A 17,234-nucleotide genomic window follows, 5' to 3' on the forward strand; every position below is an offset into this window, starting at 1 on the left:
GGGACGCCCGCCCGGCTCGGACCACGGACCGGGGCGGGGGACACGGCGTCCCGGTCCGACCGCGTCGCGCCAGCCGCCGGACCCGCCCCACCTCAAGGCCCGGCCCGAGGCCCGCCCCCAGGCCCGGCGGGAGGCTCAGCCCCGAAGGTCCTTGACCATGACCGCGTACACCGGAGAGTCGGCGAACGGTTGCTGCTCACCGGTCTTGGCGTACCCCCAGGACTCGTAGAGCGCCCGCACCCTCGGGTGCGTCACATCGACCAGGAGCACGGCCAGATCCTCCGTACGCTCCTTCAGCAGTGCGTCATGGAGCCGTCCGGAGACCCCCTGCTTGCGCCGGTGCGGTCGCACCATCACCTCGGACACGGCGTACGTGGCCGTGGAGCCGCCGCCCGGCTCGTATCCGGTGGCACGCCACCACTCGCGGCCGGGCGACAGCGGGGCCCCGTAGGCGAAACCGACCGGCTCGTCCCCGTCGTACGCCACCACGCAGGAGAAGCCGCCCATGCCCGACCAGTGGTCGACGAACCAGGCGAAGCGCTGGTGGAAGGGATCGTCCAGCTGGTCGGCGTAGGCGTCGGCGTGTACGTCTATGAGCATCTGCCGGAATCCGTCGGGGAGACTCCCGTGCCGGAACTGACGCAGGTCGATCACACTCGACTCCATTCGATTCGCACCACGTCCGGCGTACCGGCCGCACGGCGCCGGGCCATCAGGGGAACAGCCGCCGGATGCGGTCCTGGCGGTTGAGACGGCGAAGGCTGCAACTCCCCACAGGATCCTCCTGGTTGGCGCCTGGTGTGTAGGTGCGCATAACCCCTGGTCCTCGACGGGCGCCCGGGAACCTCGCCCGCACCAGGCAACAAAGTCACCGCCCGGACACACCGCACAGCGAGCCCGCCGGTCTTCCTCCGGCTGAGCCGCAACCCCGGCGCCGGGTCACACCCGTGGGCGGGCCCTCACCGCCCGGGAGAGGGGTCCTCGCCGTCGTGTCTGCCGGGGAGTCGTTGCGAACGCGCCCGCCCGGGTGCCGTCACGGCCACACCAAGCAGTACGGCTGGTGTCCCGCCTCGTGCAGGCGGTGGGAGAAGTCCTGCCACTCGTGGAGCAGCTGGTAGACATTGAACGCGTCCCGTGGTCCGCCCCGGTCCGGGACGGTGGACCAGATGAAGGCCGCTGCGCCGACGGATTCCTCGCCGACGCCGCGGAGGGGGTCGACCACCGTCAGGGGGAGCTTGACCACCGCGTAGTCGGGGTGGAGGACCACCAGTTCGAGGGGCGGAACCTTGTTCAGGGGCATGCCTTGTATACCCGTGAGCACCATCGCGGCTATCGTCTCGGGTTTGATCTTGGTGAACAGGCCGCCCATGCCCAGTTCGTCCCCGCCCAGTTCCTCCGGGCGCATCGAGATGGGCACTCTCGCGGCGGTGGCCCCATCCGGCGCGCCGAAGTACTTGTACGTCACCCCCACCCGGCCGCTCCTGCCTGCCATCGCGTCCGCGTGCGCATGCGCGTCCGCGTCGCTTCGCCGGTGCTTTCCCCGCCCGGCGGGCTCAGGACCCAGGTCGTCGGTCCCCTCGCCCAGTCCGCCACCGCGATACATATCTCCACCCGACCACTCGCAGCCCCCGCCGCGCAACCCGATCATCGTGTCAGTGACCTCCCCCACGGGCGACCGGTGAAACACCTGTCCGTGAGGAACACCGCAAGCCTCTGACACCATGGATTCCATGAGTCTTCCCTGTGTGGCCCCAGTTTCGCAGATGCGAGGAGGCTGACGCCGTTTCGTAATACGAGGAGATCCCTCTCCTTGCTCATCCTGGCCGAGATCCATCGCCCCGGCCGCCCAGACCCCGAATCGCAGATCAGGACCAAAGTGGCGTATTCATACGAAGCCCCAGTTTCGCAGGCGCTGTTCGAGCGCGCGTCCGTCGTGACGCCCGGCGGCGTCAACTCCCCCGTGCGGGCCTTCCGGGCCGTGGGCGGCACGCCCCGGTTCATGGTGTCCGGCACCGGCCCGTATCTCACCGACGCGGACGGACGCTCGTACGTCGATCTCGTCTGCTCGTGGGGACCGATGATTCTCGGACACTCCCACCCGGCCGTCCTGGAGGCGGTGCACGAGGCCGTGGCCCGGGGCACCTCCTTCGGTACGCCCGGTGAGGGCGAGGTCGCGCTCGCCGAGGAGATCGTGGCGCGGGTCGCCCCCGTCGAGCAGGTGCGGCTGGTGTCCAGCGGCACGGAGGCGACGATGTCGGCTATCCGGCTCGCCCGCGGGTTCACCGGCCGGGCCAAGGTGGTGAAGTTCGCCGGCTGCTACCACGGCCATGTGGACGCGCTGCTGGCCGCCGCCGGCTCGGGCGTCGCGACCTTCGGGCTGCCCGACACCCCCGGGGTGACCGGAGCGCAGGCCGGGGAGACGGTCGTGCTGCCGTACAACGACCTCGAAGCGGTACGCGGGGCGTTCGCCGCGCACCCGGGGGAGATCGCCTGTGTGATCACCGAGGCGTCCCCCGGCAACATGGGCGTCGTACCGCCGCTGCCCGGCTTCAACCAGGGACTGAAGGACCTGTGCCGGGAGAACGGCGCGCTGTACATCTCGGACGAGGTGATGACCGGCTTCCGGACGAGCCGCGCCGGCTGGTACGGCGTCGACGGCGTCGAGCCGGATCTGATGACCTTCGGCAAGGTCATGGGTGGCGGGTTCCCGGCCGCCGCGTTCGGCGGACGCCGGGACGTCATGGATCATCTCGCCCCGGCCGGTCCCGTCTACCAGGCGGGCACCCTCTCCGGTAACCCGGTCGCGACCGCCGCGGGCCTCGCGCAGCTGCGGCTGCTGGACGAGGCGGCGTACGAGAAGGTCGACGCGGTCTCCGCCGAGATCCAGGCCCTGGTCACGGAGGCGCTCACCAAGGAAGGTGTGGCGCACCGGCTCCAGACGGCGAGCAATATGTTCTCCGTCTTCTTCACCGGGGACGCGGTCGAGAACTACGCGGACGCCAAGCGCCAGGAGGCGTTCCGCTTCAACGCGTTCTTCCACGCCATGCTGGCCGGGGGCGTCTATCTGCCGCCGTCGGCCTTCGAGTCCTGGTTCGTCTCCACGGCCCATGACGCCGAGGCCGTCGAGCGTATCGCCGCCGCGCTGCCCGCCGCAGCCCGTGCCGCGGCGGAGGCCACTGAGGCCACCGAGGACACGGGGACCACGGGGACCACGGGGGCCGCGACATGAGCGGGGCAGCCGGGGACCGGACCGTCGTCCATCTGCTGCGTCACGGGGAGGTCCACAACCCGGACGGTGTGCTCTACGGCCGGCGCTCCGGCTACCACCTCTCCGAGCTGGGCCGCCGGATGGCCGACCGGGTCGCCGAGCATCTCGCGACCCGTGACATCACCCATGTCGTCTCCTCCCCGCTGGAGCGGGCGCAGGAGACCGCGTCCCCCGTCGCCAAGAGCCACGGCCTGGACATCGCCACCGACGAGCGGCTGATCGAGGCGGGCAACGTCTTCGAGGGCAAGACGTTCGGCGTGGGCGACGGCGCGCTGCGCAAGCCCGCCAACTGGCGGCATCTGACCAATCCGTTCCGGCCCTCCTGGGGCGAGCCGTATATCGAGCAGGTCGTACGGATGATGGGCGCCCTGGACACGGCACGGGACGCGGCCCGGGGGCACGAGGCCGTCTGCGTCAGCCATCAGCTGCCGATCTGGATCGTACGGAGCTTTGTCGAAAAGCGGCGGCTCTGGCACGATCCGCGCCGCCGCCAGTGCACGCTGGCATCGCTGACCACCTTTACCTACGAGGGCGACAAGATCGTATCCGTCGGTTACTCGGAACCGGCCCGTGATCTTGTCCCGGCGCATCTTCTGGCCGGTGCGAAGCCGGTGAAGGGGAAAGCGAAGGCATTCGGCGCCTAAGGGCTGTCCCGTAGTCTCCGGCGGGCGCCCGACGACAGCTACGGCACCTCGCTTCGTTGTCGAAACGCCCAAATACGCCCAGTATGCGGGTGCTCCTCCGCCTTGCGATGCACCGCATCTGACGCCGCGCGCTGATCCACCGCCGATTACGGGACAGCCCTTAGAAAACACCCCGGTCGCGCAGAAAATCGCAGAAAATCATGGATCGTTCCCGGAACCTGTGCGTTCCCTGTGTCATCTCTTTCCGTAGCCGGATGGCGCAGGTGCCTCTCCTCGGGGGAGAGAGTGGGACGGGGGCGACATGGGTGACATCAGCCGCAGGGGCCTGCTCGGCGCCGGCCTCGGGGCCGCGGCGGCGCTGGGGGCCGCCGGTTGCGGCGCTCCGAGCAGGGATAAAGGCGGACGTACCGGGGCAAAAGACAGTGGTGGCACGGAGGTGGCGAGCAAGCCGTCCCCGAGCAGCACCCCGGTCCGGCTCATCGGCGACGGCTCGACCTCGGACACCGGGAAGCAGCCCGGCCAGCCGCCCGCGCCCGTTTCCCTGGAACCCGGCCAGGCGCCCCCGCAATTCGTGGTCTTTTCCTGGGACGGTGCCGGAGAGGTCGGCAACGGCCTCTTCCCGCGCTTTCTCAAGGTCGCGAAGGACCATGGCGCGGCGATGACCTTTTTCCTCTCCGGGATCTATCTGCTGCCCGAGTCGAAAAAGGATCTCTACCGGCCGCCGAACAATCCGGTCGGCGCGTCCGACATCGGCTATCTCACCGACGGCCACATCAAGGACACCCTGAAGTACGTGCATCAGGCATGGCGCGAGGGCCATGAGATAGGCACCCACTTCAACGGGCATTTCTGCGCGGGTTCCGGCTCGGTCGGCAACTGGACGCCCGCCGACTGGGAGAACGAGATCGAGCAGGCTGTGGGCTTCGTCACGAAGTGGCGGACGCACAGCGGCTGGACCGGCATCGATCCGCTCCCCTTCGACTACACCAAGGAACTCGTCGGCGCCCGCACCCCCTGTCTGCTCGGACAGCGCAAGCTGCTGCCGACCGCCCGGAAACTCGGCTGGCGCTACGACTCCAGCTCGCCCGGCGGCCGCCAGGAGTGGCCCGGGAGGCGCCAGGGCCTGTGGGACCTGCCGCTCCAGTCGATCCCGTTCCCCGGCCGCTCCTTCGAAACGCTCTCCATGGACTACAACTTCATGGTCAACCAGTCCGGGAACTCGACGCGGGGCCCGTACGCGAAACGTCCGGGCTGGAAGAGGCAGGCCAGGGACGCGTACCTGGCGGGGTTCCGCCGCGCGTACGAGAGCAACCGCGCGCCCCTGTTCATAGGCAACCACTTCGAGCAGTGGAACGGCGGCATCTATATGGACGCCGTCGAGGAGGCGGTCAAGGGCATGGCCGGGAGGAAGGACGTACGGCTGGTCTCGTTCCGCCAGTTCTGCGACTGGCTCGACGCCCAGCGGCCCCGGGTCCTCGGCCGGCTCCGCACCCTGGGGGTGGGCCAGGCGCCCCCGGGCGGCTGGAACGCTTTCCTCAAGACCGCTTGAGAACGGGTCCCAGGGGGCTCCCCGGACAGTGCGGGGGGTGCGGAAGATCGTGGAATCGGCCATGCGAAACTTTTCACATGAGCCTCAGCCGTGCCCCTCGTACTGCCGTGACGACCGCCCTGTTCGCGGTCGGCGTGCTCACCCTCTCGGCCTGCCTCGGCGACGGGGGCGTGTCCGGCGGCGGCAGCAACACCAACTTCGTCACCGACTCCGGCGGTATCTCCACCGTCGCCAAGGGGGACCGCAAGGCCCCCAACAAGATCGCCGGTGAGACCCTCCACGGGAAGCCGCTCGACATCGCCGCCGACTACAAGGGCAAGGTCGTCGTCCTCAACGTCTGGGGCTCCTGGTGCGCGCCCTGCCGGGCGGAGGCCCCGCACCTCTCCAAGGTCGCGAAGGACCTGAAGCCGAAGGGCGTGGAGTTCGTCGGGCTCAACACCCAGGACAAGACCAAGGGTCTCGGGATCGCGTTCGAGGAGGACTACGGGATCGAGTTCCCGAGCCTGTACGACCCCATCGGCAAGCTGGTCGTCGAAGGCTTCCCCAAGGGCACGCTCAACCCGCAGGCCATTCCCTCCACGGTCGTCCTCGACCGGGACGGCAAGATCGCGGCCCGTGCGCTGATGGCTCTCAACGAGAAGCAACTCCGCAAGATGATCGACCCGTTGGTCGCGGAGAAGTGATCCTGTGATGAATGTGGAGCCGGCGGTCTCCCTCGCCGCGGTGGGGATGAACGAGACCGTGTTCAGCGGGGCCCTCGCCCTCGCCCTCCCGATCGCCGTCCTCGGCGGTCTCGTCTCCTTCTTCTCCCCCTGTGTCCTGCCGCTCGTGCCCGGCTATCTCTCGTACGTCACCGGGGTCAGCGGCACCGACCTCGCCGAGGCCAAGCGCGGCCGGATGATCCTCGGCGCCTCCCTCTTCGTGATCGGCTTCTCCGCCGTCTTCGTCTCCGGCGGTGCGCTCTTCGGCTACTTCGGCGCCACGCTCCAGAGCCACAAGGAACTGCTCAACCAGATCCTCGGTGTGCTCATGCTGCTGATGGGCGCCTTCTTCATGGGGCTGATGCCCTGGATCACCCGGCGCGAGTTCCGTCTCCACAAGCGGCCGGTGGCCGGTCTGGCGGGCGCGCCCCTGCTGGGTGTGCTCTTCGGCGTCGGCTGGACGCCGTGCATCGGCCCGACGCTCGCCGCCGTGCAGATCCTCGCCGCCGACCAGGGCAGCGCGGGCCGCGGGGCCCTGCTGACCGTCGCGTACTGCCTCGGTCTCGGACTGCCGTTCGTCCTCGCCGCCGTGGCCTTCCGCAAGGCTCTCGGCACGTTCGGCTGGGTCAAGCGCCACTACACCTGGGTGCTGCGCATCGGCGGCATCATGATGATCGTGACCGGGATTCTTCTGCTCACAGGCGTCTGGGACACGATGATGCAGCACGTGCAGAGCTGGTCCAGCGACTTCACGGTAGGGATCTGAGTTCCATGAGCAAGACAAGCCCCGCGGCGGAGAAGGGCGCCGGTAAGCGCCGCGACAAGGCCGCCGCCGAAGCGGCCCGGGACCAGGCGGGCCACGACCGGGCGGCCGGGGACCAGGACCGGGCCCCCGAGGACCAGCAGGCCGAGGACCGGGCGGCCGGAGCCCAGAGGCCCGGGGCCCGGGTCACCGCCGACGAGCACCGGGACCAGGCCACCGCCGGAGCGCAGCTCTCCACCGCCCCCCGCGAGGACACCCTCATCGGCGGCCCCACGCTCGGCCTCATCGGCTGGGCCCGCTGGTTCTGGCGCCAGCTCACCTCGATGCGGATCGCGCTGATCCTGCTCTTCCTGCTCTCCCTCGGCGCGATCCCCGGCTCCCTGATCCCCCAGCGCAGCGTCGACGACCTCAAGGTTCAGACCTGGCAGGAGAACAACCCGGGCCTCACCCCGGTCTACGAGAAGCTCCAGCTCTTCGACGTCTACAGCTCGGTGTGGTTCTCCGCGATCTACATCCTGCTGTTCGTCTCCCTGATCGGCTGTATCGTCCCGCGCACCTGGCAGTTCGTCGGCCAGCTCCGCAGCCGCCCGCCGGGCGCGCCGGGCCGGCTGAACCGGATGCCCGCGTACACGACCTGGCGTACGGACGCCGATCCCGAGCGGGTACGCGAGGCCGCGCTCACGATCCTCAAGCGGCGCCGCTTCCGCGCCCACACCGTCGGCACCGCGGTCGCCGCCGAGAAGGGCTATCTCCGCGAGGCCGGGAACCTGATCTTCCACCTCTCGCTGATCGTGATGCTGCTGGCGTTCGCCGCGGGCCAGCTCTTCAAGTCCGAGGGCGGCAAGCTGATCGTCGAGGGCGGCGGATTCGCCAACACCCTCACGCAGTACGACGACTTCAGGTCGGGCTCCCTCTACAGCACCGACGACCTCACCCCGTTCAGCTTCGTCCTGGACAGCTTCACCGGCACCTACGAGAAGGGCGGACCGCAGCGCGGCACCGCCCGCACCTTCGAGGCGGCCGTACGGTGGTCCAGGCCCGGCGGCGAGGAGAAGAAGTCCGTCATCAAGGTGAACAAGCCCCTCGTCGTCGACGGCACCAAGGTCTATCTGCTGGCGCACGGCTACGCGCCCGTCGTCACCGTCCGGGACGGCAGGGGCAAGGTCGTCTACGACAAGGTCCCCGTGCCGCTGCTGCCCCTGGACAACAACATCACCTCCACGGGCGCGATCAAGGTGACGGACGGCTACCGCGACAAGGACGGCAAGAAGACCCAGCTCGGTTTCCAGGCGTTCTTCGTCCCCACCTTCGGCGGCGAGGGCAACGGCGACATGTTCTCGCAGTTCCCCGCACTGGACTTCCCCGTACTCGCGCTCAACGCCTACCACGGCGAACTGGGCCTCGACTCCGGTCTGCCGCAGAACGTCTACCAGCTCGACACCCGTGCGCTGAAGCAGTTCAAGGACAAGAACGGCGACATCCTCAAGGCCCGGCTGCTGCCCGGCGAGAAGATGGAACTGCCGAACGGCGCGGGCTCCATCACCTTCGAGAAGGAGATCAAGGAGTGGGCCAGCTTCCAGATCTCCGAGCAGCCCGGCAACGGCTGGGCCCTGACGGGCGCGATCGCCGCCGTCGCGGGGCTCGCCGCTTCGCTGTTCATCCAGCGGCGCCGGGTCTGGGTCCGCGCCGTGACCGGTGACGACGGGGTGACCGTCGTCGAGATGGCCGGGCTCGGCCGCAGTGAGTCGGCCAGACTGCCCGAGGAACTGTCCAAGCTGGCCACCACGCTCCACGCCGAGGCGCCCAGCGCGCCCCCGCCGGTCACCGAACCGGATTCCGAAGTGTCCGCAGGTACTGCCGAAGGGGCTGAGAAGTGAATCTCGCCGCCGCCACCAACGAGAATCTCGCCGAGATCAGCAATGTGCTGATCTACTCGGCGATGGCCGTCTACACCCTGGCCTTCTTCGCCCACATCGCCGAATGGGTCTTCGGCAGCCGCAGCAAGGTCGGCCGTACGGCCGCGGCGCTGACCGGCTCCGCGGCGGCGGCCCCCGCCGCCGCGCCCACGATCCAGGTCCGCGGCAAGCAGGGCGGCGGCACGGCCGTCCTCGACAAGCCCGAGGTCGTCACCCGCTCCGGCGCCGGCGTCCGCGACGTCCCGGACGGCCCCGGAGCGGCGGGCGGTACGGCCAAGGGCGACCTCTACGGCCGGATCGCCGTCTCGCTCACGGTGCTCGCGTTCCTCGTCCACGTGGGCGGGGTCGCCACCCGCGCCGCGTCGGTGCAGCGGGTGCCGTGGGGCAACATGTACGAGTTCTCCACCACCTTCTCCATGGTGATCGTGGGCGCCTACCTCGGCTTCCTGGTCGCGAAGAAGAACGTGCGCTGGCTGGGCCTGCCGCTCATCGGCACCGTCCTCGCGGATCTGGGCCTCGCCACGACCGTGCTCTACACCGAGAGCGACCAGCTCGTTCCCGCGCTGGACTCGTACTGGCTCGTCATCCACGTCTCCACCGCGATCATCTGCGGCGCGGTCTTCTACCTGGGCGCGGTCGGTACGATCCTCTACCTCTTCCGCGACTTCTACGAGGCCAAGCTCGCGCGCGGCGACAAGCCCAGCGCCTTCGCCACCTCCGTCCTCGAACGCCTCCCGTCGGCGTCCACCCTCGACAAGTTCGCGTACCGCGTCAACGCGGCCGTCTTCCCCCTGTGGACCTTCACGATCATCGCCGGAGCGATCTGGGCGGGCGACGCCTGGGGCCGCTACTGGGGCTGGGACCCCAAGGAGGTCTGGTCCTTCATCACCTGGGTCGCCTACGCCTGCTATCTGCACGCGCGCGCGACGGCGGGCTGGAAGGGCCGCAAGGCGGCGGTGCTGGCGCTGGTGGCGTTCGCCTGCTGGCTGTTCAACTACTACGGAGTCAACATCTTCGTGCAGGGGCTGCACTCGTACGCGTAACGGTTCCCTCGCGGGTACGGGCTCATGGGCAGGGCGCTCATTGGGCACGGGCTTACGGTCCCGGGGCCCCGGGCTTCACGGGCCCGGCCCGCACTCTCCCGGAATCGGTCCGGGATGCAGCAGGACGGCGTCATCCGGACAGGCGTACAGGGTGACGCCGGGAACATCGGCCGAGGCCGACTCGATCCGGCGGACCTCCACGGGCGCGGTGGTGGAGCGCCCGCAGTGACAGCAGGTCTCGGCACCGGCCGGCGGGAGATCGGCGGTCAGGCTCTCGGACGTCATCGGGTCACCTCCGGGCGGCCGGGGGACAGCCGCACGCCCCCGGGAGCGAAGTAGAGGGTCCTCCGCCGTACGCCCGCCCGCTGCCGTAACAGCTCCTGGGCCTCCTCCTTGGTCGGCCCGGGCCACGGTCGGCTCCAAGGACTCGGACGGACGGGGGCGATTACGGGGGCGTGGTGTTCCTGTACGGGCCGGAGAAGACACAGCGCCCGCACCAGGGCACGCGAGAGAAGCTCACGCATGGGTCGGTTCGGCTCCGGGCGTGTCAGCGGGGCAGGTCGAGTTCGGCGCGTACGGTCTTCCCGGCCGGTACGCGATCCAGCACCGCCCACCGGTCGGCCAGCGCCTCCACCAGGATCAGCCCCCGCCCGTCGGTGGCACCGGAAGGCGGGGCGGCCAGCTCACCGGGGCCAGGGGGTCGCCGCTCACCCCGGTCGTCCGACACCTCGATGACGAGTCTGTCCGGGCCGAGGCTGAGCCGCAGTTCGAAATCCCGCCCCGGCACCCGGCCGTGCGTGACGGCGTTCGCGGCCAGCTCGGCGACGAGCAGGGCGGCGGTGTGGACGACGTCGGTGTCGTACGGCAGATCCCAGTCGTGGAGTCGGCGCAGGGTGAGGTGCCGGGCGAGATGGGCGCCGAGCGGGCTGGAGCTGAACTGCTGGGTGAACACACGTACGGTAACCGGGGCTTGCTGGGGCGGACGTTGCGTCATGGGCCCAATGTGGTGCGGATTTCCGGCTGTTCACCAGCTCAGCGACTCGTACGCTGGGTCGGCGTACGGGTCCTGGGGGTGGACGGTAGAGGTAACCGACCGTGAGGATCGACGGGTTGGTGCGGCGAGGTACGTGTGCGGGAGGTGTCCTGGCATGACGGACGGTACGGACGTGACGGGCGGGATCGGCGGTGCGGGCCCCTGCCCCGGTGGCGGGGGTGAACCCGAGACGTCGGACAGCCTCAAGGCGTTCGGTGAAGTCGTCAAGGCATTCCGCAAACGGGCGCGCCTGACACAGGAGCAGTTCGCCCCGAAGGTCCGGTACTCGGTCCCCACGGTCGCCTCGATCGAACAGGGCCGCCGCTTCCCGCCACCGGACTTCGTGGACCGCGCGGAGGACGTACTGGACGCGTTCGGGGCGATCAGGGGAGCGGCGAAGCATCTGTCACGGCGTCCGGGGCTGGCGAGCTGGTTCCGGCAGTGGGCGAAGCTGGAGGAGGAGGCGATCAGTCTCTACACGTACGAATGCCGACTGGTTCCGGGCTTGTTACAGACGGAGTCGTACGTGCGCACGCTGTTTGAGAACCGGCTTCCTCCCTTGGCTGACGACAAGCTCGAAGCGCAGTGGGCTGCGCGGGCGGAGAGGCAGCGGCTCCTACGAGAGCGGCCCAGCACGGCGTTCAGCTTCATCCTGGAGGAGCAGCTTCTGCTGCGAAGGACTGGCGGGGCAGAGGTTACGAAGGGGTTGATCGAGCATCTGTTGGAAATCGCAGGGCTGCGGAACATCGAGCTTCAGATCATGCCGCTGGTACGCGAGAACCACGCAGGCCTGGACGGTTCCATGCGGCTGCTGGAGACCCCACAGAACAAGTGGCTCGGCTACTGCGAGGGGCAGGAGAGCGGCCAGTTCATTTCTGACTCAAAGGTGGTCAGCACCCTCCAGATGCGATATGCCAGGATGCGCTCACAGGCCCTTACCCTGGAAGACTCCCTGGGGCTGTTGCAGCGGATGCGAGGAGCGCTATGAAGACCACAGAACTGTCCTGGTTCAAGAGCAGCTACAGCAGCAGCGATGCCGGAGACTGCGTAGAAGTGGCGCTGTCCTGGCGCAAGTCCAGCTACAGCGGCAGTTCCGGCGACGACTGCGTCGAGGTAGCCATGTCCTGGCACAAGTCCAGCCACAGCGGTACATCTGGCGGCGACTGCGTCGAGGTCGCCGCCTGCCCCACCACCATCCACGTCCGCGACTCCAAGGCCCCCCAGGGCCCCCAACTGGCCCTCGCGCCCGCCACGTGGACGAGCTTCCTGTCCTACGCCACCCGAGCCTGACCTCTCCCGCACACACGAGCACCCTGCCAGGCCGCGCTCAGCTCCCGCCGCGTTGGCCGACGGGGCACCTGCCCTCTTGCGGGAGCGAGTTCCGCCACCGGACCGTTGTCATGACGCTCAAACGGAAGCTAGTTGCTGAGGGGAGGTATCAGGCTATGGAGCAACAGGTCAGTGAGCAGGACGTGGTCGAGGACTTCGAGCCCCCTGCGGTGATTGTTCTCGGTGACGCTGCCACGCTGACGCGCGGAAGCGACCAGTCGGGCAGTGAGAGCAAGCGAACGCCGTACGACTACTGATCGGGCCGGCGGCCTCTGCGCGGGGCCGCCGTCTGGTTCCGGCAGTGATCGGAGGATGACTGTTGCGGTGGTTCGGAGGCTGTGCCCCCGGCGGTCGGCAGACCGTACCCGTGGGAGCTCGCCTGCTCTGGAACAACCCTGCGTTATGGGTGATGGGCACCTGGTCCGCTCACCTGGTGCGCATGGCGAAGGGACTGAACACTCGGCTTGCGGTGCTCGGTCCCTGCCCGGCCACTGAGGCAGATCTCGCTCGCGCTCTCACCGCTCCCGATTTCGGGCATGCCGCGGGGCAGTGGGCAGGCTCATACATTGCCGTGCGTCTCACCGAGCACCGTGTCGTCGAAGTGGTCGCGGATGCCGCTGGGGCCTGCCCCCTCTACACGATCACCACCTCCGAAGGGCCGGTGTGGGGATCCAGTTCCCGCGCACTGGCGGCCCTGGTCGGGGGGAAGTGCGGACAATGACTGGCTCGCCTCGTACCTCTGGGACACAAAGGCTCCTGTTGCCGGTCGCAGCGCCTGGGCCGACGTCTCCCCCGTACCGGCCGGGCACCGGCTGACCCTGAACGCGGTTGGCGTCAGGTCGTCGGCGTGGTGGTCTCCGACCGTTCGCCAACCGGACGAAGCCTTGTCCGCGATCCGCCGAGCGCTGACAGAGGGCGTAAGGGTACGGGTCGAGGGCGTTCCGTCTTCCACGGATCTCGGGGGCATGGACTCCACCACGCTCGCCGTGATTGCTGCACGGTGTCGACCCCTCACCGGGATCACCGCGCATCCCTCCGGCATTACCGAAGGGGGCGATCTACGGTATGCGCGAGCCCTGGAGATACCAGGTCTCACCCGGATCGAGTTCCCACTCGATGAGCGCCATCTGCCGTTCAGCCCGGCCGACACGACCCTGCCTGCGGTTGACGAGCCCCCGCCATCGAATGCTGTCTGGGCCATGCTCTCCGCCCAGTTGCGTACAGCCGCCGCTACGGGTGCCGTTCGGCACCTGACCGGAGACGGCGGTGACGACCTGTTTCTGGCCTCGCCCCGGCACCTCGTGGATCTGGCTCGCGGCAGGCAATGGACGCGTCTCGCCGGAGACGCCCTGGCATGGGCGCGGCTGCGGAGGCAGAATCCCCGTCCTCTGATCTCGGCTGCCCTCCGCGGTGACATGCACGGGGTGGCGCGGCCATGGCTCGCGCGGCCCGCTTGGCTGCCGACCTCAATCCCCCCGCCGACGCGCCAGCCCGAAGATGCCGACTCGGTTGTTGATCTCATCGGTCCGCACGTCGGCACGGACCGCCCATGCCGACACACAGCTTGCCGACACCATCGGCGTCGAGTTGCACAACCCGTACTTCGACGGTGCCGTACTGGACGCGGTGGTGTCGGTATCCGCTCCCCTTCGATTCTCGGTCCATCGGTACAAGCCTCTGCTGCCGGAACTGCACCGCAGCCGCACCACGAAGGGCGTGTTCACCGCCGACTTCCATCGGGGACTGCGGGCGAACCTCCGGCGCGTACTGGAGCACACCGATGGGCGCCTCGCAGCACGTGGGCTGATCGACCCCGCGCCCCTGCGTACAACCGTGCATGCCGCCGCGCTGGGCGCCGAGACCATCTGGGCGATGCTGCTCCCGACACTGGCCGTCGAAGCGTGGCTCGACAGCATCGAGAACACACCGGCCATCCGGTGGCAGGACCTCTCGCCGCGAGGCGCACGATGAGCAAGGTCTCCCGGAGGGTGGTCGCGTTAACCCCTCACGCCTGCGTGATCATCGATTACGACACTTCCAGGACCGAATTGCGCCCCCTCTCCGGACGGCCGTCCACCGGAACTGTCGTACACGTCAAACCTGCGATTCCCACCTGGGGCACTACTGACGTTCCCGCTACCCTTCCCGGCTGGGCTCCGGTGCCGTTCCGGTGGCGCTTGGCCGCTCTTCCCGCCGTGCTTCTCACCGCAGCCGTGCGTGTCTGCGGGCCACGCGGCGGACGGTTCCGCCGTCTTGTACGGCTCGCCTGCTGCGGCCGGCCCTTCACTCCCGCGACGGGGCGTCAGGTCCACTACGCTGTACGCGCTGTCCGTTGGGCGTCGCTTGCGATGCCCACTCGCTGGGCCTGCCTGGAACAGTCAGCGGCCGCCGTGGTGCTGCTGTGCATCGTCGGACGGCGGGGCGAATGGCGACATGGGGTGGCCACCGACCCCATACGCCTGCACGCGTGGCTCGTTGACCGGTCCGGGAGCCCCGTTGAGGAGCCTCCCGACACCTTGCTCTACACCGTGACCTACACACCAGACGGCCCTGGCCCACCTCTTGGGCGCTGAAGGGAGACGCATCCGTGGCCGATCCGCACATTCTGCTGAGCGGTGACCGGCTCGCGCTGGGAATGCCACGCCAGGACATGCTGCCGGAATACCACCAGTGGGAAAGCGACCCGCGCACACTCCTCGGCTACGGAGCCCAGTTCCCGCAGGCGTGGGAGTCCCGCGAATCCGGCTGGGAACGCCAGCGTGGCAACCAGAGCCTTCAGCAGTTCGAAGTCGTACGGACCGTCGATCAGGAAGCGATCGGCTTGACCACCCTGCACGTGAACGGAGTCCTTCACACAGCGGAGTTTGTGATCGTCCTCGCACCGAGTGAACGCGGAAAGGGCTATGCCGCCGATGCCGCCCGGCTCACCCTCGACTGGGCCTTTCACATCAGTGCACTGCGCATGGTCTGGCTGAAGGTACTTGAGCCCAACCGAGCCGGGGTCACCGCGTACGAGAAGGCGGGTTTCCGGGAGGCCGGGCGGCTGCGCCGATCCGGGTACTGGCTCGGGCAGCAGGTTGACGAGATCCTCATGGACGCGCTGCCCGAGGACTTCCCCGGTCCTTCCGCCGTGACAGCCGCCGTCGAAGCCTGAAGCACGTACACCGAACCACCATTTCTGCCCCCGCCCCGGACCCCTCCGGCGCGGGGCGCTCCCGTGCGCCGTGTAGCTCTTGACGGGCCGCAGCCGGACGGACCGGCACTCGTACAACCGTCCGAAAAGCCTGTTACTCGCGCCCTCGCTCGTCCCTAGGGTTGCGGACTGCAAACGTCCGTAGCGAAACGAAGGGGCCTATGCGTAGATTGCGAGCACTTGCCAAGTGAGGAATGGCCTCAGCGGCAGGACTGGCCCTCCTCGCCGTGGGCCTCGCCCCGCAGGCCACAGCTCAAGCCGCGCCCAGGGACGACAGCATCGGCCGGCCTCCGGGAGCGGTCGGGCGACGGGCATCACCGGAAGCAGCCCCTGGCGCGCTCACGGGCCCCTTCGGTCCGTCGCCCCCGCTTCGGACCCGTACGGTATGTGCCGCTTCCGGCCGTCGTGCGATCACCGCTGGTCCCGGCCCGGTCGGCCCCGACAGGGGCTTCGGTGAGGGTGATTCGGGCTGCGACCCGGGGATTCCCTCACCCTGGTCGGCTACACCACTCGGCGGGACGCCGTCGTGCGAGCGACGGCCGCCGGGAAACCCTCATCGCCGGTTTCTGGCCTCTCGACCCACCCGATGCCCGGTCGTCATGCCGGGGGCACTGCACACACGTCCGCGTGAGCCCCGGAAGGTTCGGCGTCAGGCGGGCAGTTGCCAGATGAACACGAGATTGGTGCCCTTTGCCGCGGCCGTGGCCTGGAATGAGTGAAGAACCCAGCCGTTCGCCGTCCCACCGTCCAGGACGGGCTGAATCGTCTCCTCGATCTTGTCCTCGGCATGGTCGAGGAAGCCGTGCTTGATGTACTGGTTCTGCACCTTGTAGCTGGCCATGACGTCTCCCTGAACGGTGGGTCTGTCGGCTGTCGTGTCAAGTGTAGTTGACTCGCCGAATGCGGGTCAAGTGTGCTTGACTCGACGGCGAAAGGAGGTAGCCCGGTGCAGCAGGACGATGAGACCGCGAGCTATCGCGGCTCGACCAAGGCAACCGCTCAGTTCGTGCTCTGGACACTCGCCTGGGTTGCGACACTTGCCGCGGCCAGGTTCGGCCCCGAGTTCGTGTGGGACTCGCGGCAGTTGGCGAGCTGGGTTGCCGTCGCCGTGAACGTTCTCGTTGGCGTCGCCTGGATCGTCGCCTTCTTCCGCTTTCTCCTTGCGGCAGACGACCTTTGGCGCAAGATCATCCAGGATGCGCTGACGGCGACCCTCGGAGTGAGCTGGGTCGCCGGCTTCGGGTACCTCGTCGCGGACGCCGCCGGCCTTGTCGCCTACGACATCGACATCGCGCTGTTCCCCGCCCTCCTGGGAGTCACCTACCTGGTCGCTCTCATCGTCGGCTGGATCAGATACCGATGAAGAACCGTATTGCGGGCCTCCGGGCCGAGCGCGCCTGGACACAAGCCGACCTGGCCCAGCGCATCGGCGTGTCACGACAGTCGATCAACGCGATCGAGACGGGGAGGTTCGACCCGAGCCTGCCCGTCGCATTCCGTCTCGCCAGACTGTTCAACTTGACGATCGAGGAGATCTTCACGGACGACGAATGACGTGGGAGATTGCCTCAGCCCTGCGAGTGGTGTTGAGCACCCTCAGCGGCTCCGCGGGAGGAACCGGCGCCGCCCCTGCTTCGTACGGGCGAGCATCCCGCTCGGGGGTCAACTTCCCGGCCCCCGGCTTTCTGTTCTTGCGGATCTCGAAGTCCATCGCACCTCTTGAACTGGGGTGTTGCAACGACCACTAGAACTCAAGCGCTGCGGGGGACCTTGGCCCGTCGTGGGACCGTCGTCG

The 17,234-nt window shown here is 68.6% G+C and carries 20 protein-coding genes and 1 pseudogene; 16 read left to right on the forward strand and 5 right to left on the reverse strand.

Going from position 1 to position 17,234, the window contains the following annotated elements:
* Window positions 1-135 precede the first annotated feature (135 nt).
* Window positions 136-666: a GNAT family N-acetyltransferase gene (locus ACIBCM_RS18540; protein WP_399244472.1), complete on the reverse strand. Its 531-nt coding sequence runs from the start codon at window positions 664-666 to the stop codon at window positions 136-138.
* A 367-nt stretch (window positions 667-1,033) separates the two neighbouring features.
* Complete coding sequence (locus ACIBCM_RS18545) at window positions 1,034-1,603, reverse strand: hypothetical protein (RefSeq protein WP_389266795.1); 570 nt, start codon at window positions 1,601-1,603, stop codon at window positions 1,034-1,036.
* Between the two features lie 273 nt (window positions 1,604-1,876).
* On the opposite strand from ACIBCM_RS18545, the gene hemL reads away from it, so the two are divergent.
* The 7 genes from hemL (at window position 1,877) to ccsB (ending at window position 9,884) form a co-directional block, all read left to right on the forward strand.
* A complete protein-coding gene (hemL, locus tag ACIBCM_RS18550) occupies window positions 1,877-3,229 on the forward strand; it encodes a glutamate-1-semialdehyde 2,1-aminomutase (RefSeq protein WP_399244881.1) in 1,353 nt (450 codons plus the stop codon).
* A complete protein-coding gene (locus ACIBCM_RS18555; protein ID WP_399244474.1) occupies window positions 3,226-3,912 on the forward strand; it encodes a histidine phosphatase family protein in 687 nt (228 codons plus the stop codon). The genes hemL and ACIBCM_RS18555 overlap by 4 nt, the downstream gene beginning before the upstream one ends.
* A 301-nt stretch (window positions 3,913-4,213) precedes the next feature.
* Window positions 4,214-5,461: a hypothetical protein gene (locus ACIBCM_RS18560; protein ID WP_399244476.1), complete on the forward strand. Its 1,248-nt coding sequence runs from the start codon at window positions 4,214-4,216 to the stop codon at window positions 5,459-5,461.
* Between the two features lie 77 nt (window positions 5,462-5,538).
* Entirely contained in the window at window positions 5,539-6,144 is a 606-nt protein-coding gene (locus ACIBCM_RS18565) for a TlpA family protein disulfide reductase (RefSeq protein ID WP_399244478.1), read from the forward strand.
* 7 nt (window positions 6,145-6,151) lie between these two features.
* The gene (locus tag ACIBCM_RS18570) at window positions 6,152-6,928 is read left to right on the forward strand and encodes a cytochrome c biogenesis CcdA family protein (protein WP_399244480.1); all 777 of its coding nucleotides are present in this window, start codon (window positions 6,152-6,154) and stop codon (window positions 6,926-6,928) included.
* Between the two features lie 5 nt (window positions 6,929-6,933).
* Window positions 6,934-8,802 carry a cytochrome c biogenesis protein ResB gene (locus ACIBCM_RS18575; RefSeq protein ID WP_399244483.1) on the forward strand — a complete coding sequence of 623 codons (1,869 nt, stop codon included), beginning with the start codon at window positions 6,934-6,936 and terminating at the stop codon, window positions 8,800-8,802.
* Window positions 8,799-9,884: a c-type cytochrome biogenesis protein CcsB gene (gene ccsB, locus ACIBCM_RS18580; RefSeq protein ID WP_399244485.1), complete on the forward strand. Its 1,086-nt coding sequence runs from the start codon at window positions 8,799-8,801 to the stop codon at window positions 9,882-9,884. The genes ACIBCM_RS18575 and ccsB overlap by 4 nt, the downstream gene beginning before the upstream one ends.
* A 75-nt stretch (window positions 9,885-9,959) precedes the next feature.
* Here the strand turns inward: ccsB and ACIBCM_RS18585 are convergent, their stop codons facing one another.
* Window positions 9,960-10,169 (reverse strand): hypothetical protein, encoded by a 210-nt coding sequence (locus ACIBCM_RS18585; RefSeq protein WP_399244488.1) that lies wholly within the window; start codon window positions 10,167-10,169, stop codon window positions 9,960-9,962.
* A 262-nt stretch (window positions 10,170-10,431) separates the two neighbouring features.
* Window positions 10,432-10,878: an ATP-binding protein gene (locus ACIBCM_RS18590; RefSeq protein WP_399244490.1), complete on the reverse strand. Its 447-nt coding sequence runs from the start codon at window positions 10,876-10,878 to the stop codon at window positions 10,432-10,434.
* A gap of 154 nt (window positions 10,879-11,032) precedes the next feature.
* On the opposite strand from ACIBCM_RS18590, the gene ACIBCM_RS18595 reads away from it, so the two are divergent.
* The 7 genes and pseudogenes from ACIBCM_RS18595 to ACIBCM_RS18625 all read left to right on the forward strand — a co-directional run bounded on the left by ACIBCM_RS18595 (window position 11,033) and on the right by ACIBCM_RS18625 (window position 15,400).
* A complete protein-coding gene (locus tag ACIBCM_RS18595; protein WP_399244492.1) occupies window positions 11,033-11,905 on the forward strand; it encodes a Scr1 family TA system antitoxin-like transcriptional regulator in 873 nt (290 codons plus the stop codon).
* Window positions 11,902-12,207 (forward strand): DUF397 domain-containing protein, encoded by a 306-nt coding sequence (locus ACIBCM_RS18600; protein WP_399244494.1) that lies wholly within the window; start codon window positions 11,902-11,904, stop codon window positions 12,205-12,207. Before ACIBCM_RS18595 ends, ACIBCM_RS18600 begins: the two co-directional genes overlap by 4 nt.
* Window positions 12,208-12,362: 155 nt before the next feature.
* The gene (locus tag ACIBCM_RS18605) at window positions 12,363-12,503 is read left to right on the forward strand and encodes an albusnodin family lasso peptide (RefSeq protein ID WP_399244497.1); all 141 of its coding nucleotides are present in this window, start codon (window positions 12,363-12,365) and stop codon (window positions 12,501-12,503) included.
* 354 nt (window positions 12,504-12,857) lie between these two features.
* Window positions 12,858-13,601, forward strand: a pseudogene (locus ACIBCM_RS18610) (asparagine synthase-related protein); the annotation flags it as partial.
* A gap of 154 nt (window positions 13,602-13,755) precedes the next feature.
* On the forward strand, window positions 13,756-14,217 hold the full coding sequence (locus ACIBCM_RS18615; protein ID WP_399244499.1) for an asparagine synthase-related protein: 462 nt from the start codon (window positions 13,756-13,758) through the stop codon (window positions 14,215-14,217).
* On the forward strand, window positions 14,214-14,819 hold the full coding sequence (locus ACIBCM_RS18620) for a lasso peptide biosynthesis B2 protein (RefSeq protein WP_399244883.1): 606 nt from the start codon (window positions 14,214-14,216) through the stop codon (window positions 14,817-14,819). Before ACIBCM_RS18615 ends, ACIBCM_RS18620 begins: the two co-directional genes overlap by 4 nt.
* 14 nt (window positions 14,820-14,833) lie before the next feature.
* Window positions 14,834-15,400, forward strand: a complete 567-nt coding sequence (locus ACIBCM_RS18625; RefSeq protein ID WP_399244501.1) for a GNAT family N-acetyltransferase — start codon at window positions 14,834-14,836, stop codon at window positions 15,398-15,400.
* A 688-nt stretch (window positions 15,401-16,088) separates the two neighbouring features.
* On the opposite strand, the gene ACIBCM_RS18630 is transcribed toward ACIBCM_RS18625, so the two are convergent.
* Window positions 16,089-16,280 (reverse strand): hypothetical protein, encoded by a 192-nt coding sequence (locus tag ACIBCM_RS18630; protein ID WP_399244503.1) that lies wholly within the window; start codon window positions 16,278-16,280, stop codon window positions 16,089-16,091.
* A 105-nt stretch (window positions 16,281-16,385) separates the two neighbouring features.
* On the opposite strand from ACIBCM_RS18630, the gene ACIBCM_RS18635 reads away from it, so the two are divergent.
* Together ACIBCM_RS18635 and ACIBCM_RS18640 are read left to right on the forward strand one after the other, a co-directional pair.
* A complete protein-coding gene (locus tag ACIBCM_RS18635; protein ID WP_399244505.1) occupies window positions 16,386-16,802 on the forward strand; it encodes a hypothetical protein in 417 nt (138 codons plus the stop codon).
* Window positions 16,799-16,993, forward strand: a complete 195-nt coding sequence (locus ACIBCM_RS18640) for a helix-turn-helix transcriptional regulator (protein WP_399244506.1) — start codon at window positions 16,799-16,801, stop codon at window positions 16,991-16,993. Before ACIBCM_RS18635 ends, ACIBCM_RS18640 begins: the two co-directional genes overlap by 4 nt.
* Window positions 16,994-17,234 lie beyond the last annotated feature (241 nt).

The sequence above is a fragment of the Streptomyces sp. NPDC051018 genome (assembly GCF_044456085.1).
Classification (GTDB): Bacteria; Actinomycetota; Actinomycetes; order Streptomycetales; family Streptomycetaceae; genus Streptomyces.

Bases quoted from the DNA above. Each gene is read 5' to 3' on its own strand.
- ACIBCM_RS18590 (WP_399244490.1), bottom strand. From the start codon at position 10,878: ATGACGCAACGTCCGCCCCAGCAAGCCCCGGTTACCGTACGTGTGTTC.
- ACIBCM_RS18585 (WP_399244488.1), bottom strand. From the start codon at position 10,169: ATGACGTCCGAGAGCCTGACCGCCGATCTCCCGCCGGCCGGTGCCGAG.
- ACIBCM_RS18555 (WP_399244474.1), top strand. From the start codon at position 3,226: ATGAGCGGGGCAGCCGGGGACCGGACCGTCGTCCATCTGCTGCGTCAC.
- ACIBCM_RS18575 (WP_399244483.1), top strand. From the start codon at position 6,934: ATGAGCAAGACAAGCCCCGCGGCGGAGAAGGGCGCCGGTAAGCGCCGC.
- ACIBCM_RS18565 (WP_399244478.1), top strand. From the start codon at position 5,539: ATGAGCCTCAGCCGTGCCCCTCGTACTGCCGTGACGACCGCCCTGTTC.
- ACIBCM_RS18560 (WP_399244476.1), top strand. From the start codon at position 4,214: ATGGGTGACATCAGCCGCAGGGGCCTGCTCGGCGCCGGCCTCGGGGCC.
- ACIBCM_RS18605 (WP_399244497.1), top strand. From the start codon at position 12,363: ATGGAGCAACAGGTCAGTGAGCAGGACGTGGTCGAGGACTTCGAGCCC.
- ACIBCM_RS18620 (WP_399244883.1), top strand. From the start codon at position 14,214: ATGAGCAAGGTCTCCCGGAGGGTGGTCGCGTTAACCCCTCACGCCTGC.
- ACIBCM_RS18570 (WP_399244480.1), top strand. From the start codon at position 6,152: ATGAATGTGGAGCCGGCGGTCTCCCTCGCCGCGGTGGGGATGAACGAG.
- ACIBCM_RS18540 (WP_399244472.1), bottom strand. From the start codon at position 666: ATGGAGTCGAGTGTGATCGACCTGCGTCAGTTCCGGCACGGGAGTCTC.
- ACIBCM_RS18595 (WP_399244492.1), top strand. From the start codon at position 11,033: ATGACGGACGGTACGGACGTGACGGGCGGGATCGGCGGTGCGGGCCCC.
- ACIBCM_RS18630 (WP_399244503.1), bottom strand. From the start codon at position 16,280: ATGGCCAGCTACAAGGTGCAGAACCAGTACATCAAGCACGGCTTCCTC.
- ACIBCM_RS18600 (WP_399244494.1), top strand. From the start codon at position 11,902: ATGAAGACCACAGAACTGTCCTGGTTCAAGAGCAGCTACAGCAGCAGC.
- ACIBCM_RS18545 (WP_389266795.1), bottom strand. From the start codon at position 1,603: ATGTATCGCGGTGGCGGACTGGGCGAGGGGACCGACGACCTGGGTCCT.
- ACIBCM_RS18640 (WP_399244506.1), top strand. From the start codon at position 16,799: ATGAAGAACCGTATTGCGGGCCTCCGGGCCGAGCGCGCCTGGACACAA.